General features: G+C 40.3%; 16 protein-coding genes. 2 read left to right on the plus strand and 14 right to left on the minus strand.

The annotated features are described in order from the left end of the window. Nucleotides 1–277 precede the first annotated feature (277 nt). Nucleotides 278–2,911: a phosphoenolpyruvate carboxylase gene (ppc, locus tag DNJ75_RS12450; RefSeq protein WP_117003785.1), complete on the plus strand. Its 2,634-nt coding sequence runs from the start codon at nucleotides 278–280 to the stop codon at nucleotides 2,909–2,911. Between the two features lie 100 nt (nucleotides 2,912–3,011). Next, nucleotides 3,012–4,097, plus strand: a complete 1,086-nt coding sequence (locus tag DNJ75_RS12455) for a carbohydrate kinase family protein (protein ID WP_117003786.1) — start codon at nucleotides 3,012–3,014, stop codon at nucleotides 4,095–4,097. A gap of 22 nt (nucleotides 4,098–4,119) precedes the next feature. Here the strand turns inward: DNJ75_RS12455 and DNJ75_RS12460 are convergent, their stop codons facing one another. The 14 genes from DNJ75_RS12460 to hypF all read right to left on the minus strand — a co-directional run bounded on the left by DNJ75_RS12460 (nucleotide 4,120) and on the right by hypF (nucleotide 19,322). After that, on the minus strand, nucleotides 4,120–5,298 hold the full coding sequence (locus DNJ75_RS12460) for a type VI secretion system protein IglI family protein (RefSeq protein WP_117003787.1): 1,179 nt from the start codon (nucleotides 5,296–5,298) through the stop codon (nucleotides 4,120–4,122). Nucleotides 5,299–5,321: 23 nt separating this feature from the next. Further along, nucleotides 5,322–5,966, minus strand: coding sequence for a DotU family type IV/VI secretion system protein (locus DNJ75_RS12465; protein WP_117003788.1), 645 nt, complete (start codon nucleotides 5,964–5,966; stop codon nucleotides 5,322–5,324). A gap of 222 nt (nucleotides 5,967–6,188) precedes the next feature. Then, entirely contained in the window at nucleotides 6,189–6,944 is a 756-nt protein-coding gene (locus DNJ75_RS12470; RefSeq protein WP_117003789.1) for a sulfite exporter TauE/SafE family protein, read from the minus strand. A gap of 355 nt (nucleotides 6,945–7,299) precedes the next feature. Continuing rightward, nucleotides 7,300–7,788, minus strand: coding sequence for a hypothetical protein (locus DNJ75_RS12475; RefSeq protein WP_117003790.1), 489 nt, complete (start codon nucleotides 7,786–7,788; stop codon nucleotides 7,300–7,302). A gap of 363 nt (nucleotides 7,789–8,151) precedes the next feature. Continuing rightward, a complete protein-coding gene (locus tag DNJ75_RS12480) occupies nucleotides 8,152–9,528 on the minus strand; it encodes a leucyl aminopeptidase family protein (RefSeq protein ID WP_117003791.1) in 1,377 nt (458 codons plus the stop codon). Nucleotides 9,529–9,654: 126 nt separating this feature from the next. Beyond that, nucleotides 9,655–10,578, minus strand: a complete 924-nt coding sequence (locus tag DNJ75_RS12485) for a HoxN/HupN/NixA family nickel/cobalt transporter (protein ID WP_117003792.1) — start codon at nucleotides 10,576–10,578, stop codon at nucleotides 9,655–9,657. A 7-nt stretch (nucleotides 10,579–10,585) separates the two neighbouring features. After that, nucleotides 10,586–11,911 carry a Ni/Fe hydrogenase subunit alpha gene (locus DNJ75_RS12490; protein ID WP_224742290.1) on the minus strand — a complete coding sequence of 442 codons (1,326 nt, stop codon included), beginning with the start codon at nucleotides 11,909–11,911 and terminating at the stop codon, nucleotides 10,586–10,588. Further along, entirely contained in the window at nucleotides 11,908–12,720 is an 813-nt protein-coding gene (locus DNJ75_RS12495) for an NADH-quinone oxidoreductase subunit B family protein (protein WP_117003793.1), read from the minus strand. Before DNJ75_RS12495 ends, DNJ75_RS12490 begins: the two co-directional genes overlap by 4 nt. 1 nt (nucleotide 12,721) lies before the next feature. Continuing rightward, nucleotides 12,722–13,573 carry an FAD/NAD(P)-binding protein gene (locus DNJ75_RS12500; protein ID WP_117003794.1) on the minus strand — a complete coding sequence of 284 codons (852 nt, stop codon included), beginning with the start codon at nucleotides 13,571–13,573 and terminating at the stop codon, nucleotides 12,722–12,724. Next, entirely contained in the window at nucleotides 13,570–14,703 is a 1,134-nt protein-coding gene (locus DNJ75_RS12505) for a 4Fe-4S dicluster domain-containing protein (protein WP_117003795.1), read from the minus strand. Before DNJ75_RS12505 ends, DNJ75_RS12500 begins: the two co-directional genes overlap by 4 nt. A gap of 15 nt (nucleotides 14,704–14,718) precedes the next feature. Next, nucleotides 14,719–15,744 (minus strand): hydrogenase expression/formation protein HypE, encoded by a 1,026-nt coding sequence (gene hypE / locus DNJ75_RS12510; protein WP_117003796.1) that lies wholly within the window; start codon nucleotides 15,742–15,744, stop codon nucleotides 14,719–14,721. Continuing rightward, on the minus strand, nucleotides 15,741–16,841 hold the full coding sequence (hypD, locus tag DNJ75_RS12515; protein WP_117003797.1) for a hydrogenase formation protein HypD: 1,101 nt from the start codon (nucleotides 16,839–16,841) through the stop codon (nucleotides 15,741–15,743). The genes hypE and hypD overlap by 4 nt, the downstream gene beginning before the upstream one ends. After that, nucleotides 16,838–17,074 (minus strand): HypC/HybG/HupF family hydrogenase formation chaperone, encoded by a 237-nt coding sequence (locus DNJ75_RS12520; protein ID WP_117003798.1) that lies wholly within the window; start codon nucleotides 17,072–17,074, stop codon nucleotides 16,838–16,840. Before DNJ75_RS12520 ends, hypD begins: the two co-directional genes overlap by 4 nt. After that, the gene (hypF, locus tag DNJ75_RS12525; protein WP_117003799.1) at nucleotides 17,037–19,322 is read right to left on the minus strand and encodes a carbamoyltransferase HypF; all 2,286 of its coding nucleotides are present in this window, start codon (nucleotides 19,320–19,322) and stop codon (nucleotides 17,037–17,039) included. The genes DNJ75_RS12520 and hypF overlap by 38 nt, the downstream gene beginning before the upstream one ends. Nucleotides 19,323–19,616: the final 294 nt, after the last annotated feature.

Genomic DNA, 19,616 nt, shown 5'->3' on the forward strand with positions numbered 1-19,616 from the left:
GTCATTTTGTTTAATAATTTACTCATGTGGTCACCAAAAGTAGTGTGCGCCATCCTTGTGATTCCTCTTCTTATATCATTGCTTCGGGCGTATTGTACACGCTTTTAAATTTTTGAGGAGTTTTCAGTTATTTAGAGTTTTTATGTAAGTTATTGTAAATTAACCACCCCCATGAAATATGCAAAATTGTTAACAAAAATTGCTAGAGTTTACGTTTTACTTCAATAATTGATTGAGGAATAATGAGGATGCAAGTTATGCAACACAAGGAGGAAACATGCCAATAACAACCATAAAAGAAGCACCCTATGCAAAAACGGTCAAAGAAGATATTGAACTATTAGGCAATATTTTAGGGAAAGTCATCGAATGCCAAACTGGCGAAGCTGGCTTGGCGATTGTTGAGAGGATCCGCCAAAGTGCAATTCATATTCAAACTGGTCAAGATAGCTCTTTTAAGGATCTATACCACTATATCCAAAGTCTTGATGCCAAACAAAGCATTATTGTTGCACGTGCCTTTGGTCATTTTCTTAACCTGGTTAATATTGTTGAAAACGTCCATCGCATCGATATTGAAACACCAACAAATAGCTTAAATGAAATTATTGCTAATGCCTCTCATGCTGGCGTAAAGTCCGCTGAAATTGAAGACATTATCCAACAGTTATCAATCACCTTGGTGTTAACAGCACATCCAACGGAAGTCAAACGCCGCACCAATGTCCAAAAATATAACCAAATCAGCGAGTTGATCAAATGGCGTAAAGAAGCCAAAACAACGTATGACAAAGTCGATATTGATCGTAAATTACATGTTATTATCAGCAATCTATGGCTTACGGATGAGATTCGTCGCAAGCGCCCAACACCGATTGAGGAAGCCAAATGGGGTTGTGCGGTGGTGGAGGAGGCTTTTTGGCACAGTGTTCCTCAGTATTTTCGCCGGATTAATTGCGCACTGTTGGATAGTGGTCTCACACCTCTTACCCTTAATCAAACACCGCTTAAGTTTGGCAGCTGGATGGGTGGTGATCGCGATGGCAACCCGTATGTCACCGCCAATATCACCGAACAAGTGGTTATGCTCTATCGCTGGCGAGCAATGACCTTGATTTTAAATGACGTCACCGAACTGATTCAAGAGCTGTCGATTAATGCCTGTAATCACGAAATTAGCACATTGACAAGCAACGAGCATGAACCCTATCGTGTGCTATTAAGGCAATTACGAGATCGTCTTATCTACACCATTGACTGGTATCAACAACGTATTATCAAAAAGCGCTTTCGTTTAGAAAGTGCGTGTATCCAAAGTGTTGAAGAAGTGCTCGATCCACTTTATCTTATTTATAACAGCTTAATTCAAAACAATGCCACGGCAATTGCACAAGACACCCTTGAAGATTTAATACGCAAGATTCACACCTTTGGTTTACATCTTGTGAAACTGGATATCCGGCAGGAATCCTCACGCCACAGTGAGGTGATCGCACGCATTTATCAATATCTTGAGCTAGGCGATTACTGGCAATTAAATGAGTCACAAAAAATCACATGGTTAATCAAAGAGCTGCAAAGTAAGCGCCCATTGTTTGATGATGATTGTCCCTTTAATGACGATGAGCAAGAATTAATTGACACTTTCCAAACCATTGCCAAATTGCCACGTGATCAATTTGGTTCCTATGTTATCTCGATGGCATCGCAACCTTCTGATGTTTTAAGCGTTCTCTTGTTGCAAAAATCCTGCCACATTAAAGGCTATTTACCAGTTGTGCCATTATTTGAGACATTAAATGACTTAAAGGGAAGCGCTGAAACCCTATCGCAGTTATTTCAACTTAACTGGTACAAAGAGCATACCAAAGGCAATCAAGAGGTTATGATTGGCTATTCAGATTCTGCCAAAGATGCCGGTAAGCTTGCCGCAAGCTGGCAGCTTTATAAAGCCCAACAACAAATGCTTGAGGTAGGTAAAGCGCATGATATCAAACTGTGTTTCTTCCATGGTCGCGGTGGCTCGGTTGGTCGCGGTGGCGGACCTATTCAATCAGCATTATTATCGTTACCACCCCATACGGTTAATGGCTGGATCAAAGTCACAGAGCAAGGTGAGGTCATTCATAAAAAATTTGGCTCCAAAGAAAATGCCTTAGAGAACTTTATCCTATATACCAACTCTGTTTTAGCAGCCACGTTGACACCTCCGATAGAAGCAAATGACAATTGGCAAACAGTAATGGATCAAATGAGCGACCAATCAGCCTCAGACTATCGCCATGTTGTGCATGATGAGGCATTTATGGCATATTTCACACAGGCAACACCTGCTAGCGCACTTGGCAAATTGTGTATTGGCAGCCGCCCTGCTAAGCGCAAACCATCAGCACGTTTAGAAAGCTTAAGAGCGATCCCTTATATTTTTGCTTGGACGCAAACTCGCTTGATTTTGCCTAGCTGGCTTGGGATGGAGTCAGCCTTACAATCAGCATTAGCTACAGATAAAGCAGTGATCACAGAAATGTTAAAGCACTGGCCATTTTTCAAAAACTTGATTGATCTTTTAGATATGACATTATTAAAAACATCGCCCGAAATTGCTCAGTTTTATGATGATGAGCTCTCTTTAAATTTACAGAACTATGGTCAGGATCTGCGTTTGCGACTCAACAGCATGATCAAGGTTAATAGCATATTAAATACACTAACCGATGATGGTCATGCCGCATCCAAATACTCAGCCATCCACTATCGTACACCATATATTGATCCCTTGAATTTGTTACAAGCATCGACTTTACACAAACTAGCAAAATGTAATCTAAGCACTGAAGAAGAAACCATCTATGAAGATGTACTGATGCTATCGATTTCCGGGATTGCTGCTGGTATGAAAAACACGGGCTAATCTGAATTAAAAGCCATTTCAATGCGATTGGATTCATGACACCTGCTAAAAATTAAGGCACAATACCTATCATTAATGTTTTACTGGAGTAAGCCCACATATGAAAGCTTTGACCATCGGTGGTGCAACATTAGATACAATCATTGAATACGAACAAATGGAAACCATGGAAATCCAAAAGCCATTCGCCAAGCAATCCTATTTATTACTTGAGGAAGGCGCCAAAATCGAGGTTACTGATCAGAAATGCTTTAGTGGCGGTGGTGCGACTAATGCAGCTGTTTCCTTGCAAAAGCTTGGATTTAACGTGCGTTTTTTTGGCAAAGTCGGCAAAGACAATATTGGTAAGTCACTTCTGGAAGAGCTGAAATCGCAAGGGGTTGATACCTCAATTGTGCGCTACTCTAATCACTATGGCACGGCGACTTCTTATGTTGTACCATCACTTAAGGGTGATCGTACGATCTTTGCTTATCGCGGAGCTAATCGCGACTTATTAACCGAAGATCTACCAGTTGCGGCAATTGAAGAAGCTGATTTTGTCTATGTCACATCCCTTAGCAAAGCCTCTGCCGCACAGCTGCCACAAATTGTCAAATTCGCCAAAGTATGTAATACCAAAGTTGCCATTAATCCTGGTTATAGCCAACTTGAAGTTGGTAGTAGCTTTATTTTGGAGGCTTTAAGCGGTATTGATATCTTGATTATGAATTATCAAGAAGCGCAAAAGCTCATGAGCTCTTTGTTAAGCTGCGAAGATAACCCAACAGATGAAACAGCAATGGATCATCACCAGAACCTGCTGCAAGCTCAACCTGTTTATCAAGATAGTTTTTTCTCATTAAAAGCTTTCTTCCAAAAGGCATTGAGCTTAGGACCACGAATCGTTGTCGTTACCGATGGCAGCGAAGGGGTTTATGTCGCGACCGAGAAGAAAATGTACTTTCATCCGGCACTTAAGATTGATAACGTTGTCAATACACTAGGGGCAGGAGACGCTTTTGGCTCAAGCTTTTGTGGGGCGATCTACGCTGGTGAGAACGTGCGCACCGCCATTTGCTATGGTCTGATTAATAGCGCTTCGGTGATTCAGTACCACGATGCTAAAACAGGGCTTTTAGATAAAGAGACCATTGCAGCTAAAATTGCCGATGTCCCTGATACCTTAAGCATTGTTGAGTGGTAATGTTTGAATTAAACTTTCTTCTTTATTCTTTCGACAAACCTGCTTGATCCCAAACACCTTCAATTTCCTCCAGTAAATGATCGATTTCGTTATCATCAATGAGAGACTCTTCTTGATCATCGACAATGTCTTCTTTAAAGCGAATATCTTCACTTTCTGATAACATACTGACATCTTCCATCAACTTACGCTCTTCATTTTGCATAGGTTCGGCATAATCGCCTTGATGAAACTGCTCATCATGATAATTATTCTCTGCCATATTAGGTAAATCACGTAAAAAACGCATTGGATCACTTTGATAGAGTTTCTTAGCAATATGCCATTCCAATGAATTAGAATTCTGCTCAATATGCTTATAAATCGTTCGCGCATTGGGTGCTAGATTTTTATATAGCGGGAAAAAGAGTCCTGGAAAATAATCTTTTGGGTCAAAATGTGTCAGCTCTTTTTGCATATCTTCATACACAATTGCTGCCTCAAAAAAGCGTTTTGCATTGATCATGCTTTGTAAAATCAATACTTTTTTGACGAACTTATACCATTTGACTGAAGCAAACTCATCAATATAACGATTTTTAGTTTCCTTTTGTGGGGCTTGTTTTGTCACAGGCTCACTTGCCTCATCAACACCAGACGTTGAAGTTTCATTTTGCTGCTCTTTATCAAGTAGCCGCTTAATAGCAAACTTAAGCTCTTTGATCGTTTTGTTCGTTGTTAATACCGACTTACGTGAGTCTAACTCCAGTTGTATTGAGGTTAGGCTTTGCACGGTATCTAATAATAATTCATAGGACTCAACCAACGCATCGACATCAAAGACCTTAACCTGCTTGATTTCAGCGGTTATTTTCATATCCAGCATTTGCACAAAGATATCAATGCCACTGAGTAAAGTGGTATCAAAACGCTCTAAAGGAGATAAACGCCCCGATAATATATTTAACTGCTGATCATAAGACTTAATACTTGTGTTAATATCTGCCAAAGATTTTGCACTCAAAAACAAATCCGCGGCATATCCCATAAAAAGAATATAGACATCTATGCTTTTGGTTTCTTCAACATACTGGCTAATTGCCTCGATAACCGCTTCATATTTTCCTTCTTGATATTGATGCACAATGCCACTCATCAACATCGGATTTAAGCGTTTAAGCTGCACAATATCTTCAATTTCGCTTAAGAATGCTAACTGCATATCTATCCTCCTTGTTCTCCTTGTTACGCAAAAAAGTAAATGCCAAGCGGCACCAAAATACATATCGCAACAACACCCCAGACGATATTCTGCGCTTTACGACTATTGGGCATCTGTTGACGTGAAGTTGTTGTGGCAACAACCTCTTCGTTTATATTGGTATTTTGATTAAAGTCCTTTAATATCGATTTGACGCGTGAAATATACTGGTGGCGCTCGGCATGATTTGGATTGTGATAATATTTCCCTAAAAAGTCATCTTGCAATACCATAAGAAGCACTTCATAGCTGATTTTAGGATATATTTTATTTGATAGCACTTCATCTAATACATCAAAGACAAACTCACCGCCATCAGTACGTCCATAAAACTCAGCTTGTAAGGTATCCCAATGACAAGGCAACTCACGCTCGGTAATCAATAACATAAACTTCTCATCGACATTAGCAATAATCGGAAAAAGGATAAACTCAGCAATTTTACTGCTATAGTCGGTGTTAAGCTGATTTTGCATCGCTAATAATTGTGCGCGAATTTTCTCACGAAATTTGAGAACCTCTTGATCACTTGTTTTACCCGCATTATTAAGCATAAGCGTTTTTTTAAAATCACTTGCTGAATAGACTAAATCGCTTAACTGCGATAATAATTGAAGTTCACTTTGCATTGTTTCAACCTTCCTTTATCTTGTTATTAGCACGTTTATCTCATCGATTACATCAGATAAAATCTATCGTACTGATTCCTTTTCACAGTCTAGCCTTCGCTGTTTTGTAACAAAATCATGCGATCAATTATCGCTATATATACAGCAAGATACTACCACAGCAAACAAATATGTCTAGTCACTAAGAAGCAAAACATTTGGATTTATACTGATTAAAAAAAATTAAAAAAATAACAACTTAATCATCAGTCCCAAAAGCACTAGCATAACAATCTTCTTAAGCCACTTAACATTCGCCTTAAGCACAAATTGCGCACCCAACAAATAGCCCATCATTGCCGCAGGCAAAGCGATCATCACGATGTACCAATCAATATTTCCCGTCCATAAAAAGTAAATCAAAGCACCAAAGTTTGCCGATAAATTAACAATTTTGGCATTCGTCACGGACTCTTTGGCTGACATCGACAAAATATACATAAAGCCTAAGAACAAAAAGGTTCCAGTGCCCGGACCAAAAAAGCCATCATAGGCGCCAACAATAAAACATACCAAACCCAAATGCAGATAAAATTTTGGTGTCAACGTGTAGTTACTTTCGGAACGGTAGTTTTTAAATGCACCAATAATTAAAATCGTCGGAATAATAATAAGCAACAAGGTCGTCATCAGCTGATAACTCACCAGATGACTAATTAGCTTGGCACCTAGTAAAGAGCCGATAAATGCTAATACAATACCTAGGATAATCGTACGCCAATAAACCTTTACCGAACACAACAAGCGGATAACTGCAGAGAGTGTACCCATCGACATCACCATCTTATTGGTACCCAGCACCAAATGCGGCGGCACACCAACGCTTAAATACGTTGGAATGGTGATCATGCCACCACCTCCGGCAATACAATCAACAAAACCTGCGAAAAAAATCATTACAAAAACAAAAGCACCAGATAAAAACGAGATGTGCTCCATATTAATCACTTCATACCAACCATTCGTTAGAAAGTATAATGTACTGGTTATTTAAAAGAGTTCCTAACTATTTTTGTGATTAACTGGGAAAAATCCTTGTGTATAAATTTTTTGAACTTCTTGCGCGCTTAAAAATGATTGCAACAACATCACAAGCTTGTCAAATTCCTCGGAGATTTTAGCATAGGTTTTCTGATAAGAAGATTTCAGTATTCGATAATAATAAGCAAGCTCTAGGCTCGCTGTTTTACCAATATCACTAAAATAAGATGGTGATAAACCTAATTTTTGTGCGCGCTTTGGATACCATCCAGCGTAGATTAAAGTATAATGTACTGGTTATTTAAAAGAGTTCCTAACTATTTTTGTGATTAACTGGGAAAAATCCTTGTGTATAAATTTTTTGAACTTCTTGCGCGCTTAAAAATGATTGCAACAACATCACAAGCTTGTCAAATTCCTCGGAGATTTTAGCATAGGTTTTCTGATAAGAAGATTTCAGTATTCGATAATAATAAGCAAGCTCTAGGCTCGCTGTTTTACCAATATCACTAAAATAAGATGGTGATAAACCTAATTTTTGTGCGCGCTTTGGATACCATCCAGCGTAGATTAAAGAGCAATCCAGCACTTTTTCAAGCTCATCGGTATTTTTATGTGAGATGCCAGTTAATAGGCTTTGCGCAAAGGTCATCTCTTTAAGCGCAGTATAGTTGACATTTCTTAATAAAGCATAAACAACAAACGCCTCAATCTCGACATCCAGTTCAATGCCAACAACTTTTTGCGCCTCACCGATCAGATCATAAAATGATTCAATCATTGTGTTTGCAATTACTACCATAAGCTTTCCTCATTGCATCATCCTGCAACAAGTATAGTTGACTTTTTAGGCTAAGAGAGAACAAATGAAGAATAAGCTTAACTCCCCCTCATCCACGCAGCTTACGCTGCGCGAGCAATGCCACAAGGGGAGAGGTGAGAAATAACGTAATTTATTGCTTCATTATTACTATGGTATTTTATCAAGGTTATTTGCTGGAAAGAGCAAGGGTTCAACTACTGGAAAAAAGAAAGCACTGAATATTGCCAATACAAGTATAAGATAGACAATTGTTTTAAGCATAGTCATGACCTTTGATTCGCTTTTCATGATGACTCAGACTGTAGCATAATTTATGAAAGATAATTAATTATTTTATGATCGTCATACGCCTAGATGTGTTTTAAGCATCTCATATGCTGCGCGAATGCCCATTGCCTCGCCGCCAATCATTCTTCCTGGCATATTTGAGATATTCCATGCCATTAAATCAAAATGAAGCCATGGGGTATCATGTTCAATAAAGCTTTGTAAAAACAATGCTGCACTAATACTGCCAGCATATGGCACAGAAGCACAGTTTTTAATATCTGCTACCTGACTATCAAGGAGCTTGCGATAAGAAGCATATAGCGGCATACGCCACACAGGGTCTTGCACTTTTTCCGCGGCAAGGCTTAGCTTATGCGCCCAATCCTCATCATTGGCAAAAAATGCTGACATTTCAGTACCAACAGCAATGCGCGCCGCCCCCGTTAATGTTGCAAAATCCATTACAAGATTTGGTTTCTCACGTGTTGCTTCAGTTAAAATATCAGCTAATACAATCCGCCCTTCAGCATCGGTATTGGTCACCTCAACCATTGTGCCATTATACATTTTAATCACATCACTTGGGCGATAAGCATTGCCTGAAATCGCATTTTCAACGGCTGAAATAAGGACAGTTAAACGCACTGGCAATTGTGTATCCATAATCAAGCGCGCTAATCCTAAGACTTGTGCTGATCCCCCCATATCTTTATGCATCAAGAGCATGCCACTGGCCGGTTTAATATCCAAACCACCGGTATCAAAAACCACGCCTTTACCAACAAGTACAATATGCGGGTGCGCTTCATTACCCCAATCTAGGCGAATGCGCCTGGGTGCTCTGGCACTGGCGCGTCCCACCGCATGAATACCACGATAGCCTTTTGCTAGTAGATCATCACCCACGATTTCTGAAAAAGTCGCCGAGAAGGTTTGCGCTAATTTCTGAGTTTGTCGTGCAATCTCTTCAGGACCCATATCTTCAGCAGGTGTATTGATCATATCGCGCACTAAATAAATCGCACGCAAAGTTTTTTCAACCTCAGCAAATTTTTTGGGTAAATATAATTTAATGCTATTCGTTTTTTTGTCTGACTTATACGTTAGAAACTGATAACAACCCAAACCAAATGCCAAATAGAGAAGCTCAGAATCGACGACATCAAAAGGATCCGTAATTTGATAGTCACCATGCGGTAATGACTGACATAAACTTGCCATTGACCACATATCTTTAATATCGACAACAACTAATGCCGCAGATAACTCACCATCACCATTAAAAAATAAAGCACTCTTACCCGATATTGCTTTAAAGTTTTGCGCTTTAAGCGTATTTTGCTTTGATTGTTCTTGCTGCACCAACCAATCTTGATATTGCCCAACAGGGACAACAATTAATTCTACTGCTTCTTTTTTGATTGTTTTGTAAAAACATGAAAATGCCATAATAACCTCACAACAACTTAATTGATGGAAGTATATTAAAGGATTACCAAGGATTTGAAAGCATCACCTGCAAAATATACTGCTGACTAATCATTTTGGTGTTCTTGGTTTAAGTAACTCGGATAATCAACTTAATCGTAACACTAATCGTTTTTTTAATACCATCACTAAAAACACAGCTAGTAGCAACAACACTAAACCGCCACCAAACCACGGTGAGTGATCACTAACAAAACCAATAGCGCCATAGACATCAAGATCAAACAATCCAAATAACTGAATAAATCCGACAATAAACGACGCACTGATCACGATCAGTAATATCGCAATATTGTAGCGACGAAAGATCTGCTCATTTATTTTTTGAGCATTGATGAGCTTGGTCATTAGTAATGCATCTAATGAATCAACCCACGTCATGCCAAGTGCAAAAGCAATTGGTAATGCCAAAATGAGCCAGATCGATTCGCCACTTAATGATGCTGTTGCGGCTAACCCTAAAAGTGCAATTTCAGTAGCTGTATCAAAACCAAGACCAAATAAAAAACCAACTGGATACATCTTATAAGGCTTATCAACCATTTTAAACAAAGGCTTAAACCAACGTGTTAACGGCGAATGTGTATGTGTGTTTTGTTGATGTTTAATGAGCTTATACAGTGATAATACATTCATACCTCCTGTAAGCCATAAAAAGGCAATTGATACAACCGATCCAATCACGGCACCAATACCAATGATACCAAGGCTCTCCGCCTTACTTAGGCTCACCCCTAAAATAACCAGCAAAGTCAGAAAAAACACAACACTAGAATGCCCCAGTGCAAAGAACAAGCCAGTTGTCACACTGGGTTTGCCTTTTTGTGCTAATTGACGCGTAACATTATCAATAGCGACGATATGATCGACATCAAAGCCATGCCTAAGTCCTAACATAAAAGCAACAAACACGATGCCTAAAAGACTTAAATGCTGATAAAAAGCAACGCTAAAAATAAGGCATATCAGCAAGCTAATAAAAATAAATCCACGAAAGAACCTTCTATGCATAACAACCTCATGCGCGCTTGATATTCAATGTCAGAAAATGTGCCGAACACGAGATACATGGATCGTAATTGCGAATCACCATTTCGGCATGCTGCCTTAATTCATCGTCTGATTTATCCAGCCCAAACTTGGTTAATGACTGCTTAAGATCCGCCTCCATACAAGCTAAGTTTTGTGCAGTTGGTGGTGTAATACGGATTTTTGTCGCACATCCTTTGTCATCAAACTCAAAATAATCAATCTGAATTCCACGAGGTGCCTCTGTCGCACCCCACGCCTTGCCTGCCTTAAAGCCCACATCAACATAAGGTTTATCAGGATATTCATACGCTTCAAATAGTCGCAGTATCTCACCAATGGCGTAATAGCATTCGATCGATCGCGCCAAAATACTATGAAAGATATTATTACTTGGAAACGAAATGCCCGTACTATTAGCAAGCGCTTGAACCTCTTTGGGTAATTTATCAAAATTCAAATTCAGACGTGTTAACGGTGTTGTTAAATAGGGTTGTCCATCGCGTGTTGAGTGAAGTGCTGTTGATTGTGGCGCATGAAACTCATAGAAATGCTTATCCCATTCTTCAATTGGAAAACACTCACCTTTGTTGGTTACGACATGTTCAGCAATTACTGGGTACTGTCCACTGACATCCGTTAATGCCACTTGTAATACTTCATCAAAGCAGACATCAGGATAAGGTAATTGTGCAAACCACATCACAACGTCTTTGGCATCTTTTAGTCCTTCTTGTAAGCGCGGGATGAGTGCTTTGATCTCTTTAGGCTTAGGCGCTCGATAGAATCCACCGACTTTAATCGCACCAGGATGCACCGATCTGCCTCCAAATAATGACAAAATATCATTACCTAAATGCTGTAATCTAACACCTCGCTTGACTTCATTAGGGAAGTCTTTCGCCATCTCAATCGCTGAGTGATACTTCAAAAAATCAGGAGCAGCTAAAATATGCGTATGCAAATAATGCGACTCCATCCATTCACCGAGATACATTACTCGTCGCATCGCATGCACCCAAGGGGTCACTTCTACCTCAAAGGCTTTCTCCATCAAGGTCACGACACTCATTTGATACGCCATCGGGCAAATACCACAAATGCGTGCTACCGCATCAATGATTTCATTCGGCTCACGTCCTTCTAAGAATTTCTCAAAATAGCGTGGCGGCTCATAAATACGCACATGACATTTGGTGATTTCATTATTGTTAATCTCTAAATCAAGCGCACCTTCACCTTCGACACGTGCTAGAATAGGCACTTCTATTTTCGTTGTTTTGGCATTATTTGTCGTATTCATTTGATTACTCATGTGTTATCTCCAGCCTGCTTGAAACCTTGTTGCTGATTATTGATAAAATGATATTTATGTGCAATTTGCTCATCGGTTAGCCCCATTGATTTTAACTTTGCCGTCATCGCCTCAAAATTGGCATATTTTGCCGCACCATAACAGCCATAACATCCGCGATTAATATGTGGACAAAGTGCATCACAACCATTAGCCGTCACAGGGCCAAAGCACGGTTCATTACGTGCAACCATCACACAGGTGATTCCACGATGTTTACACGATGTGCAGACAGGTTCTACCACCTTTTCTGGCTCCACTTTAAATAACAATTGACGCACCGCATGATACATCTGATCAGAGCTTACCGGGCATCCCCTGATTTCAAAATCAACGCTGACATAATCCTCAATCGGTTTTGCGGTATCTAATTCCATTTTGTCAATCACATCAGTGTGTTGCGGGTAGACATCTTTCATCCAACCTTCAAACTGTTGGCGGGTAACATTATTTCTTAAAGCTTGAATGCCACCTGTTGTCGCACATGCGCCCATCGTAATAAGATATTTGCTGTTTTCACGAATCTTTTGAATGCGCTCTACATCATGTTTGGTATTAACACTGCCTTCAATAATCGCAATATCGACCTTGGCATCTTCGTCAATAGGACCTGCTTCAGCAAAGTGTTTAATCTCAACCAATTGTGATAATTTCAGCAGACGAATTCCATCATTAATAAATGCCAATTGACACCCATCACATGAACTAAACTTATGCACAGCAAGTGTGGGTTTGTTACTTAGATCTTTTAATTTACTCTCATGCGACATCTTACACCCCCTTGATTGACAACAGTTTTTCAACTTGCGGATAGGCATAAACGGCACCATCTTTGCAGACAAATTCTTTGCCCATCTGGCAATGCCCACAATGCCCAATCGCACACTTCATGCTGCGCTCTAATGAGACAAATACTTGATGCTCTGGCACCCCAATATCAATAAAGCTACGTGCAACATTTTTCATCATTATCTCAGGGCCAACACTCATTACATAAGTATTTTGATAATCTAGCTTAAGATCTTTAACCGCTTCGGTGACAAAACCTTTATACCATTGCCATGGACCAAATGGCTCACCCTCAGTTGCCGTTACAATCACTTGTGTATTTGGGATAGCATTCCAACGCGTGTATTTATCCTGATAAATAAGCCCCTCACTGTGGCGCACACCTTGCACCACATAAATCCGCCCATATGCTTCGCGATTTTTTAGCATCATTTCAGTTGCGGCAACCAATGGTGCATTACCCAACCCGCCGGTCATGATCACAACATCCTTGCCTTGCGCCTCACCCACTGGCCAGCTACTGCCAAAAGGTCCACGAATACCAACCTTTTGACCTTTTTTTAATTGATGCATACCTTGTGTTATGCGTCCAACGACTTGAATGGTATGTTCAAAAACATCATGATTAAACTCACGATCATTAACAATCGAGATTGCCACTTCACCCACACCATAAAGATAAATCATATTAAACTGTCCAGGTTTAAAGCTATATTTCTGGCGTAAATCCGCATCACATAAACGTAAACGTAAGGTAAAAATATCTGGTGCATCATCAATAAAGTCAATAATCTCAGCCTCGTGTGGCAAATAAGCATCTTGTGGGTAAATCATGCTTTTTTCTCCTGCTTTTCCTGCTTATTCTGCTTCTTTTGACAGATAATGTTTATTTCATCCGTAACATCAATACTCACAGGACACCACGTAATACAGCGCCCGCAACCAACACAGCCCTTGGTTCTAAACTGCTCGCGCCAAGTGGAAAACTTATGTGTTAGCCATTGACGATATCGATGTTTAGGCTCCTCACGATATAACTCACCATGCGTGTAACTATGATCTAAACCAAAGCATGAATCCCATTCGCGTAAATGCGTACTTATTTGCCCTTCCAAATCAGGCTCTTCTTTCTCGGTATGACAAAAGCATGTCGGACAAGATTGTGTGCAACTACCACACGATAAACAGCGTTTAGCAACATCATCCCATTGCGGATGATCTAAGTTGGCAAATAGCGCCTTTTCAACCGTTGTTAAGGGCGGGATGCTTTTCTCTTGCATTGCATATACCGCTTTGACTCTTTGTTCCGCTTCATAGGTTTGCGCACCAGTAGCTGGATTTAATTGCAGCTGCTCAATAAGCGCTCTACCCTTATCACTACCAGATTCCACGACAAAACCATCATTGATTTCTGTCATTGCCCACTCAAAGCCTTTATCAGCATATGGGCTATCACCTAGACTAATACAAAAGCAATTACTATGACAACTGGTACAATTAGCTGCAATGATAAACATCGCTTCACGTCTCGCCTTATAACGCACATCTTGATAGGCATTTTCGATAAACACACGATCTTGAATTTCAATCGCGCGCAAATCACAAGGTCTGACACCTAAAACAGCATATTTTTGTTTATTTAACGCTTGCTCAAACGTCAATTTACCGCTGTCATCACGCTTGACTTGCCATAATGCTTCTTTCTCTTTAAATAGCATCGGTTTTACCGATTGAACTGGCAGACTCCATGCAAAAGCTTTGTTTTCATTGGTTTTTTTGACGTGATAATGCGCAGGTTTCTGCTCATCAACGTAGCCCCATGGCAATTCAGCTGCTTTTTCAATATCATCATACACAATCGCCTGATCATCAACGATTGGTGCTTTTACCTCAAAACCCTGTGTCTTTAAGGCGCTAATTAAATCATCTAGATACTCATGCGCTAAAAAATAAAACTGACTCATTATTCCTCCTTATACTTAGCAAATTCTTGGTAGTTGTTCGCCACTTAGCCAATCGACGCGTCTAAGCCCACCAAAGCTTGTTTGCATATTGACCGATGCATTGCCTACTTTATCAACCTTAGCAATCACACTGGCATTTTTGCCCAACTCATCTTGCTGTAAACACGTTAATACCTTTTCAACTTCGCTTTCATCACAAACAATTAAAACCTTGCCTTCATTTGCAATAAAAAGTGGATCCAAACCCAGTAACTCGCAAGCAGAGCGCACTTCTTCACTAACGACAAGTGCAGATTCATCAATACTAATACCTACTTGATGTTGGCTCGCCCATTCATTTAAAGTCGCAGCAACACCGCCTCGCGTCGGATCACGCATTGTTTTAATACGACAACCTGATTGATGTAGTCTTTCAAGCAAATGATTTAGATTAATAGCATCACTTTTGACATCACAGTCAAAGCTTAAACCCTCGCGCTTTGACATCACAGCAACACCATGCTCGGCAATCGCCCCGTTGATAATGATGCAATCACCCATTGCTAATGGCTCATGAGTGACAAAGTCATCTATAACAACGCCTATCCCTGTCGTATTGATAAAAACACCATCGCCTTTGCCTTTCTCAACCACCTTGGTATCACCTGTTACTAATTGAACATGAGATGCTTTGGCTGCTTCTGCCATTGACTCAACAATCACTTTTAAATCACTCAGTGGTAATCCTTCTTCTAAAATAAAGCCAACCGAAAGAAAAAGCGGCTTCACACCTCCTACTGCCAGATCATTCACCGTACCATAAACAGCTAAACTGCCGATATTACCACCTGGGAAAAAGTACGGTGTAATCACATAACTATCGGTTGTCATCGCAATTTTACCATTGAGATTTGGTAACGTCGCTTGATCCTCACCTTGAGATAAATACTCATTATCAAAGGCTTTTTTCATCAACTGATTAATCAAGCGATTCATCGCTTTGCCACCGGCACCCATCGCCAGATCCACCACACCTGATTTGAAGTTTAATTTAATGCTCATGCCGACACTCCTTGGTATTGATAATGTGCCGCACACGCTCCTTCAGAGGAAACCATGCATGCTCCCATCGGCTGCTCTGGTGTGCAGGCAACACCAAAGAGCTTACAGTCTTTAGGCTCTTTGACCCCTCGCAAGATATCAGGGCATGCACATGCCTTATGCTCTTGCCCTTTGATGATTGGTATATCAAAGACCACTTCAGCATCAAACTGTGCATATTTATCCTTAATTTTTAGCGCGCTTTTTGGGATAAATCCTAACCCACGCCATTCAAAGCTATCTCGTAATTCTAAATACTCAGCGATTAATTGCTGTGCAAAGATGTTTCCTTGGGGTGTTACCGCACGTGTGTATTGGTTTTTGACACCTACCTCATCACGATTAATCATCTGAATCAACATCACAATAGATTGCAATACATCTAGAGGTTCAAATCCTGCAATCACCACAGGTTTGGCAAAGCGCGTTGCTACATCATGATACGCATCACTGCCAATAACAATACTGACATGTGAAGGGCCGACAAAGCCATCAATTTTGACCTCATCGGATAAGATGGCTTCCATCGCAATCGGTGTCAGCACATGATTGCAAAACACAAAGAAGTTATTCAAGCCTAACTTTAATGCTTTATCTAATGCAACGGCTGTCGGTGGAGTTGTTGTCTCAAAGCCAATCGCAAAAAAGATCACTTTTTTATCTGGATTCTCTTTAGCCAACCTTAACGCATCTTCACTTGAGTAGATCATGCGCACATCCGCACCGCGCGCTTTAGCCTTGAGTAAGCTGTCTTGATCTGTGCCAGGCACTCGCAACATATCAGCATAACTGCAAAAAATCACATTCGGCTGCAGAGAAAGAAAAATCGCCTGATCAACGCGTGCAACCGGTAGCACACATACGGGGCACCCTGGACCATGAATCATCTTTATCTCAGCTGGCAACAGTCCTGTGATACCATAACGATGTATCGCATGAGTGTGCCCCCCGCAAAACTCCATCAGATGATATTTTCGCCCGCTTTGCACCGCATGGTTAATTTCAGCAATAAGTCCTTTGGCGACCTTTGGATCGCGAAAAACCTCAATATAGTTCATAGATCACCTCGGTCTTGTTGTAGCATGTCAGCGAAATCTTTTAACGTTTGTTTGGCTTGTGATTCATCTAGTTTACTAAGCGCAAAGCCAACATGAACGATCACATAATCATTGAGATCAACCTGATCTTTTAATAATGCCAAGGAAATCTCTTTGCGCACACCACCGATATTAACCAGCGCTTGGTCATCGCCATTAAGCGCTATAATCTGTGCAGGAATTGCTAAGCACATGCTTTTTCTCCTTGTTTAATTTATTCGCAGCAAGCCATGCTTGCCCTAAACTAATTCCGCCATCATTGACTGGGATTTTTTGTGGCACAACCGCCTCTAAGCCAAACGTTTCTAAGTACTGCACAACTTCAATCAACAGCACTTTGTTTTGAAAACAACCACCGGTTAATATCACTTGAGTAATACCTTTGTTGACTGCATACTCATGCGCCCATAAGGCTAAAGCATAAGCCAAAGTCCCATGAAATAGTTCACTGCCTTTATCTTTTGGCATAGCAATTATTTTCTTGATTAATTGTGATACATCCAGTTGATTATTGTTTATATCAATCAAGCTTTTATCAACCCTAGGCACGTTAACCAATGCTTCAAGTTTCATTGCAGCTTCTGCTTCAAAGCTATTGTCATGACAGACATCTAACAAACTTGCCACACCATCAAATAAACGCCCCATACTTGTCGTATATGCTAAGTTTTCTTTATTTTTCTCAAGTAACTGTAAAAAACTTGGCGCTTTTTCATTTGCTAATAGATGCTTTGGTACTTTTAACTCCAAGTCAACACACAAGCTAAGCGCCATACGCCATGGCTCTTTTTGTACACGATCACCACCTAAATAAGGCATCGATTGAAGTACTGATATTCGTGTAAACTTAAGTGCTTCAATATCACAATGATAAAGCTCACCACCTCGCGCCATACCATCATCACCCAAACCAAAACCATCAAGCACAATCGCTAATACCGAAGCTTCTAGTGCATACTCAGCTACAGCTGCAGCAATATGCGCCTCATGATGTTGCACACGAATAAGCGGTAAGTTTAAGCGCTCAGCAAACTCAGTCGTATAGAAATCCGGATGCAAGTCACACGCCAGCGCACTGAAACTCACACCAAATAAATGTTGATAGTGATGAAACGCTTTTTTAAAGTACTCAATACTATCAACACTATCCATATCACCAATATATTGCGAGAGATATGCTTCATTGTGGCTGACAAAACAAAAGGTGTTTTTCAACAAAGCACCCGTTGCAAAGACACAAGGTAATTCACGATTGAGCTTAAGCGTTAATGGCACAAACCCACGCGCGCGACGGATCATCATTGATTTATCTAAAACCACGCGCATTACGCTATCGTCACTTTGCATCGCAATTTGTCTATCATCACTCACGATCATATCAGCAATGGGTGCAAGCAACTGATAAGCTTGATCATTGTCCGCAATAATACTGCCACCAGATAAGTTAGCACTTGTTACCACCAGTAATAGATCATTTGCTTGGTACAACCAATCACGATCTTTAGGTTGACCTAAGAGATAATAAAAAAGCAAATAATCAACGGCTGAACTCGGTAACATCACACCTAGCTCATTAAGATCAGGTGCAAGCGTTTTAGGCAACTGAGCCGTTGTTTTCTTTTCTAACAATACAATTGGGCGAGCCGACGAGTTTAATAGCGTACTTTCTTCTTGATTACACTGCACATATTGTTCAATACTGGCTTGATTTAATGCCATTAATGCAAAAGGTTTAGATGACCTTTTTTTGCGTTGTCTTAAGTGCGTAATCGCTACTTCATTTTTAGCATCCACAACCAGTTTAAACCCGCTATGTGTTTTCAACGCTAAAATATCACCTTGTTTCAGTGTTTGCACCATATCAGAAAAGGCACGAGATAATTTGGGACCACACGCATAACAAGCCGTTGTTTGCGCGTGATAACGTCGATCTAAAGGATTGCGATAAACACCCAAGCAATCATCACATAATGGAAACTTAGAAAACGTCGTTGTTTCTCGATCATAAGGCAAAGACTCGGTAACACTAAAGCGCGGACCACAATACGTGCAACTAATAAAAGGATAAAGATAATAGCGACTATTTGGAGCAAATAGCTCACTCAAACAGTCGTCACAAATAACACTATCGGCTGGAATTTTGGTCTGAGATGTCCCTTCACTACTGGCTAAAATACTAAAATGATCAAATGCTTTAACAACAGTGATTTCAGTCATTTTGATATGTTCAATTTGCGCAAGCTTAGGTAATTGCTGCCTCATCAATGTGCAAAAATTCTCAGCCTCTTGACATGTCGCTTGTAGAATAATCTCAACGCCATGAAGCGTATTTTGCACACTACCAAATAAGCCACTTTTCACAGCCAACGTATAAACAAATGGTCTAAAGCCCACACCTTGAACAATGCCATTAACTGTGATTTTGACTGCTGTTATACCCATTTTTCACCTAATGAATTGAATCAATTCAAAATTTGCCATACCCAGTTAAAGTTATTAACTCTAGTTGCGGACTTTTTCTATTTCAACACCCCGCCTCGCAAGCTCGGCACCCCTCTTGCAAAGAGGGGAACATAAAATCACAGCTGCCTAATTCCCCTCTTTTCAAGCATAGGTTTATAGGGATCTTTTCTATTCATTTAATTCTTCTCCTTGTAAAGTCTGAAAGCTTGACCAGGCTAGGGCAAAGTCATGCATTCGTTGAAACCCAAGCCAAATTGTTTTCACACCAGGGTT

The sequence above is a fragment of the Cysteiniphilum litorale genome (assembly GCF_003428165.1).
GTDB classification, from domain to species: Bacteria; Pseudomonadota; Gammaproteobacteria; order Francisellales; family Francisellaceae; genus Caedibacter; species Caedibacter litoralis.

Coding starts and splice junctions, on each gene's coding strand:
- hypF (WP_117003799.1), bottom strand. CDS start 19,322: ATGGGTATAACAGCAGTCAAAATCACAGTTAATGGCATTGTTCAAGGT.
- ppc (WP_117003785.1), top strand. CDS start 278: ATGCCAATAACAACCATAAAAGAAGCACCCTATGCAAAAACGGTCAAA.
- DNJ75_RS12490 (WP_224742290.1), bottom strand. CDS start 11,911: ATGAGTAATCAAATGAATACGACAAATAATGCCAAAACAACGAAAATA.
- DNJ75_RS12465 (WP_117003788.1), bottom strand. CDS start 5,966: ATGCAAAGTGAACTTCAATTATTATCGCAGTTAAGCGATTTAGTCTAT.
- DNJ75_RS12520 (WP_117003798.1), bottom strand. CDS start 17,074: ATGTGCTTAGCAATTCCTGCACAGATTATAGCGCTTAATGGCGATGAC.
- hypE (WP_117003796.1), bottom strand. CDS start 15,744: ATGAGCATTAAATTAAACTTCAAATCAGGTGTGGTGGATCTGGCGATG.
- DNJ75_RS12505 (WP_117003795.1), bottom strand. CDS start 14,703: ATGAGTCAGTTTTATTTTTTAGCGCATGAGTATCTAGATGATTTAATT.
- DNJ75_RS12470 (WP_117003789.1), bottom strand. CDS start 6,944: ATGGAGCACATCTCGTTTTTATCTGGTGCTTTTGTTTTTGTAATGATT.
- DNJ75_RS12495 (WP_117003793.1), bottom strand. CDS start 12,720: ATGTCGCATGAGAGTAAATTAAAAGATCTAAGTAACAAACCCACACTT.
- DNJ75_RS12485 (WP_117003792.1), bottom strand. CDS start 10,578: ATGCATAGAAGGTTCTTTCGTGGATTTATTTTTATTAGCTTGCTGATA.
- DNJ75_RS12500 (WP_117003794.1), bottom strand. CDS start 13,573: ATGATTTACCCACAAGATGCTTATTTGCCACACGAGGCTGAGATTATT.
- DNJ75_RS12475 (WP_117003790.1), bottom strand. CDS start 7,788: ATGGTAGTAATTGCAAACACAATGATTGAATCATTTTATGATCTGATC.
- DNJ75_RS12455 (WP_117003786.1), top strand. CDS start 3,012: ATGAAAGCTTTGACCATCGGTGGTGCAACATTAGATACAATCATTGAA.
- DNJ75_RS12460 (WP_117003787.1), bottom strand. CDS start 5,298: ATGCAGTTAGCATTCTTAAGCGAAATTGAAGATATTGTGCAGCTTAAA.
- hypD (WP_117003797.1), bottom strand. CDS start 16,841: ATGAACTATATTGAGGTTTTTCGCGATCCAAAGGTCGCCAAAGGACTT.
- DNJ75_RS12480 (WP_117003791.1), bottom strand. CDS start 9,528: ATGGCATTTTCATGTTTTTACAAAACAATCAAAAAAGAAGCAGTAGAA.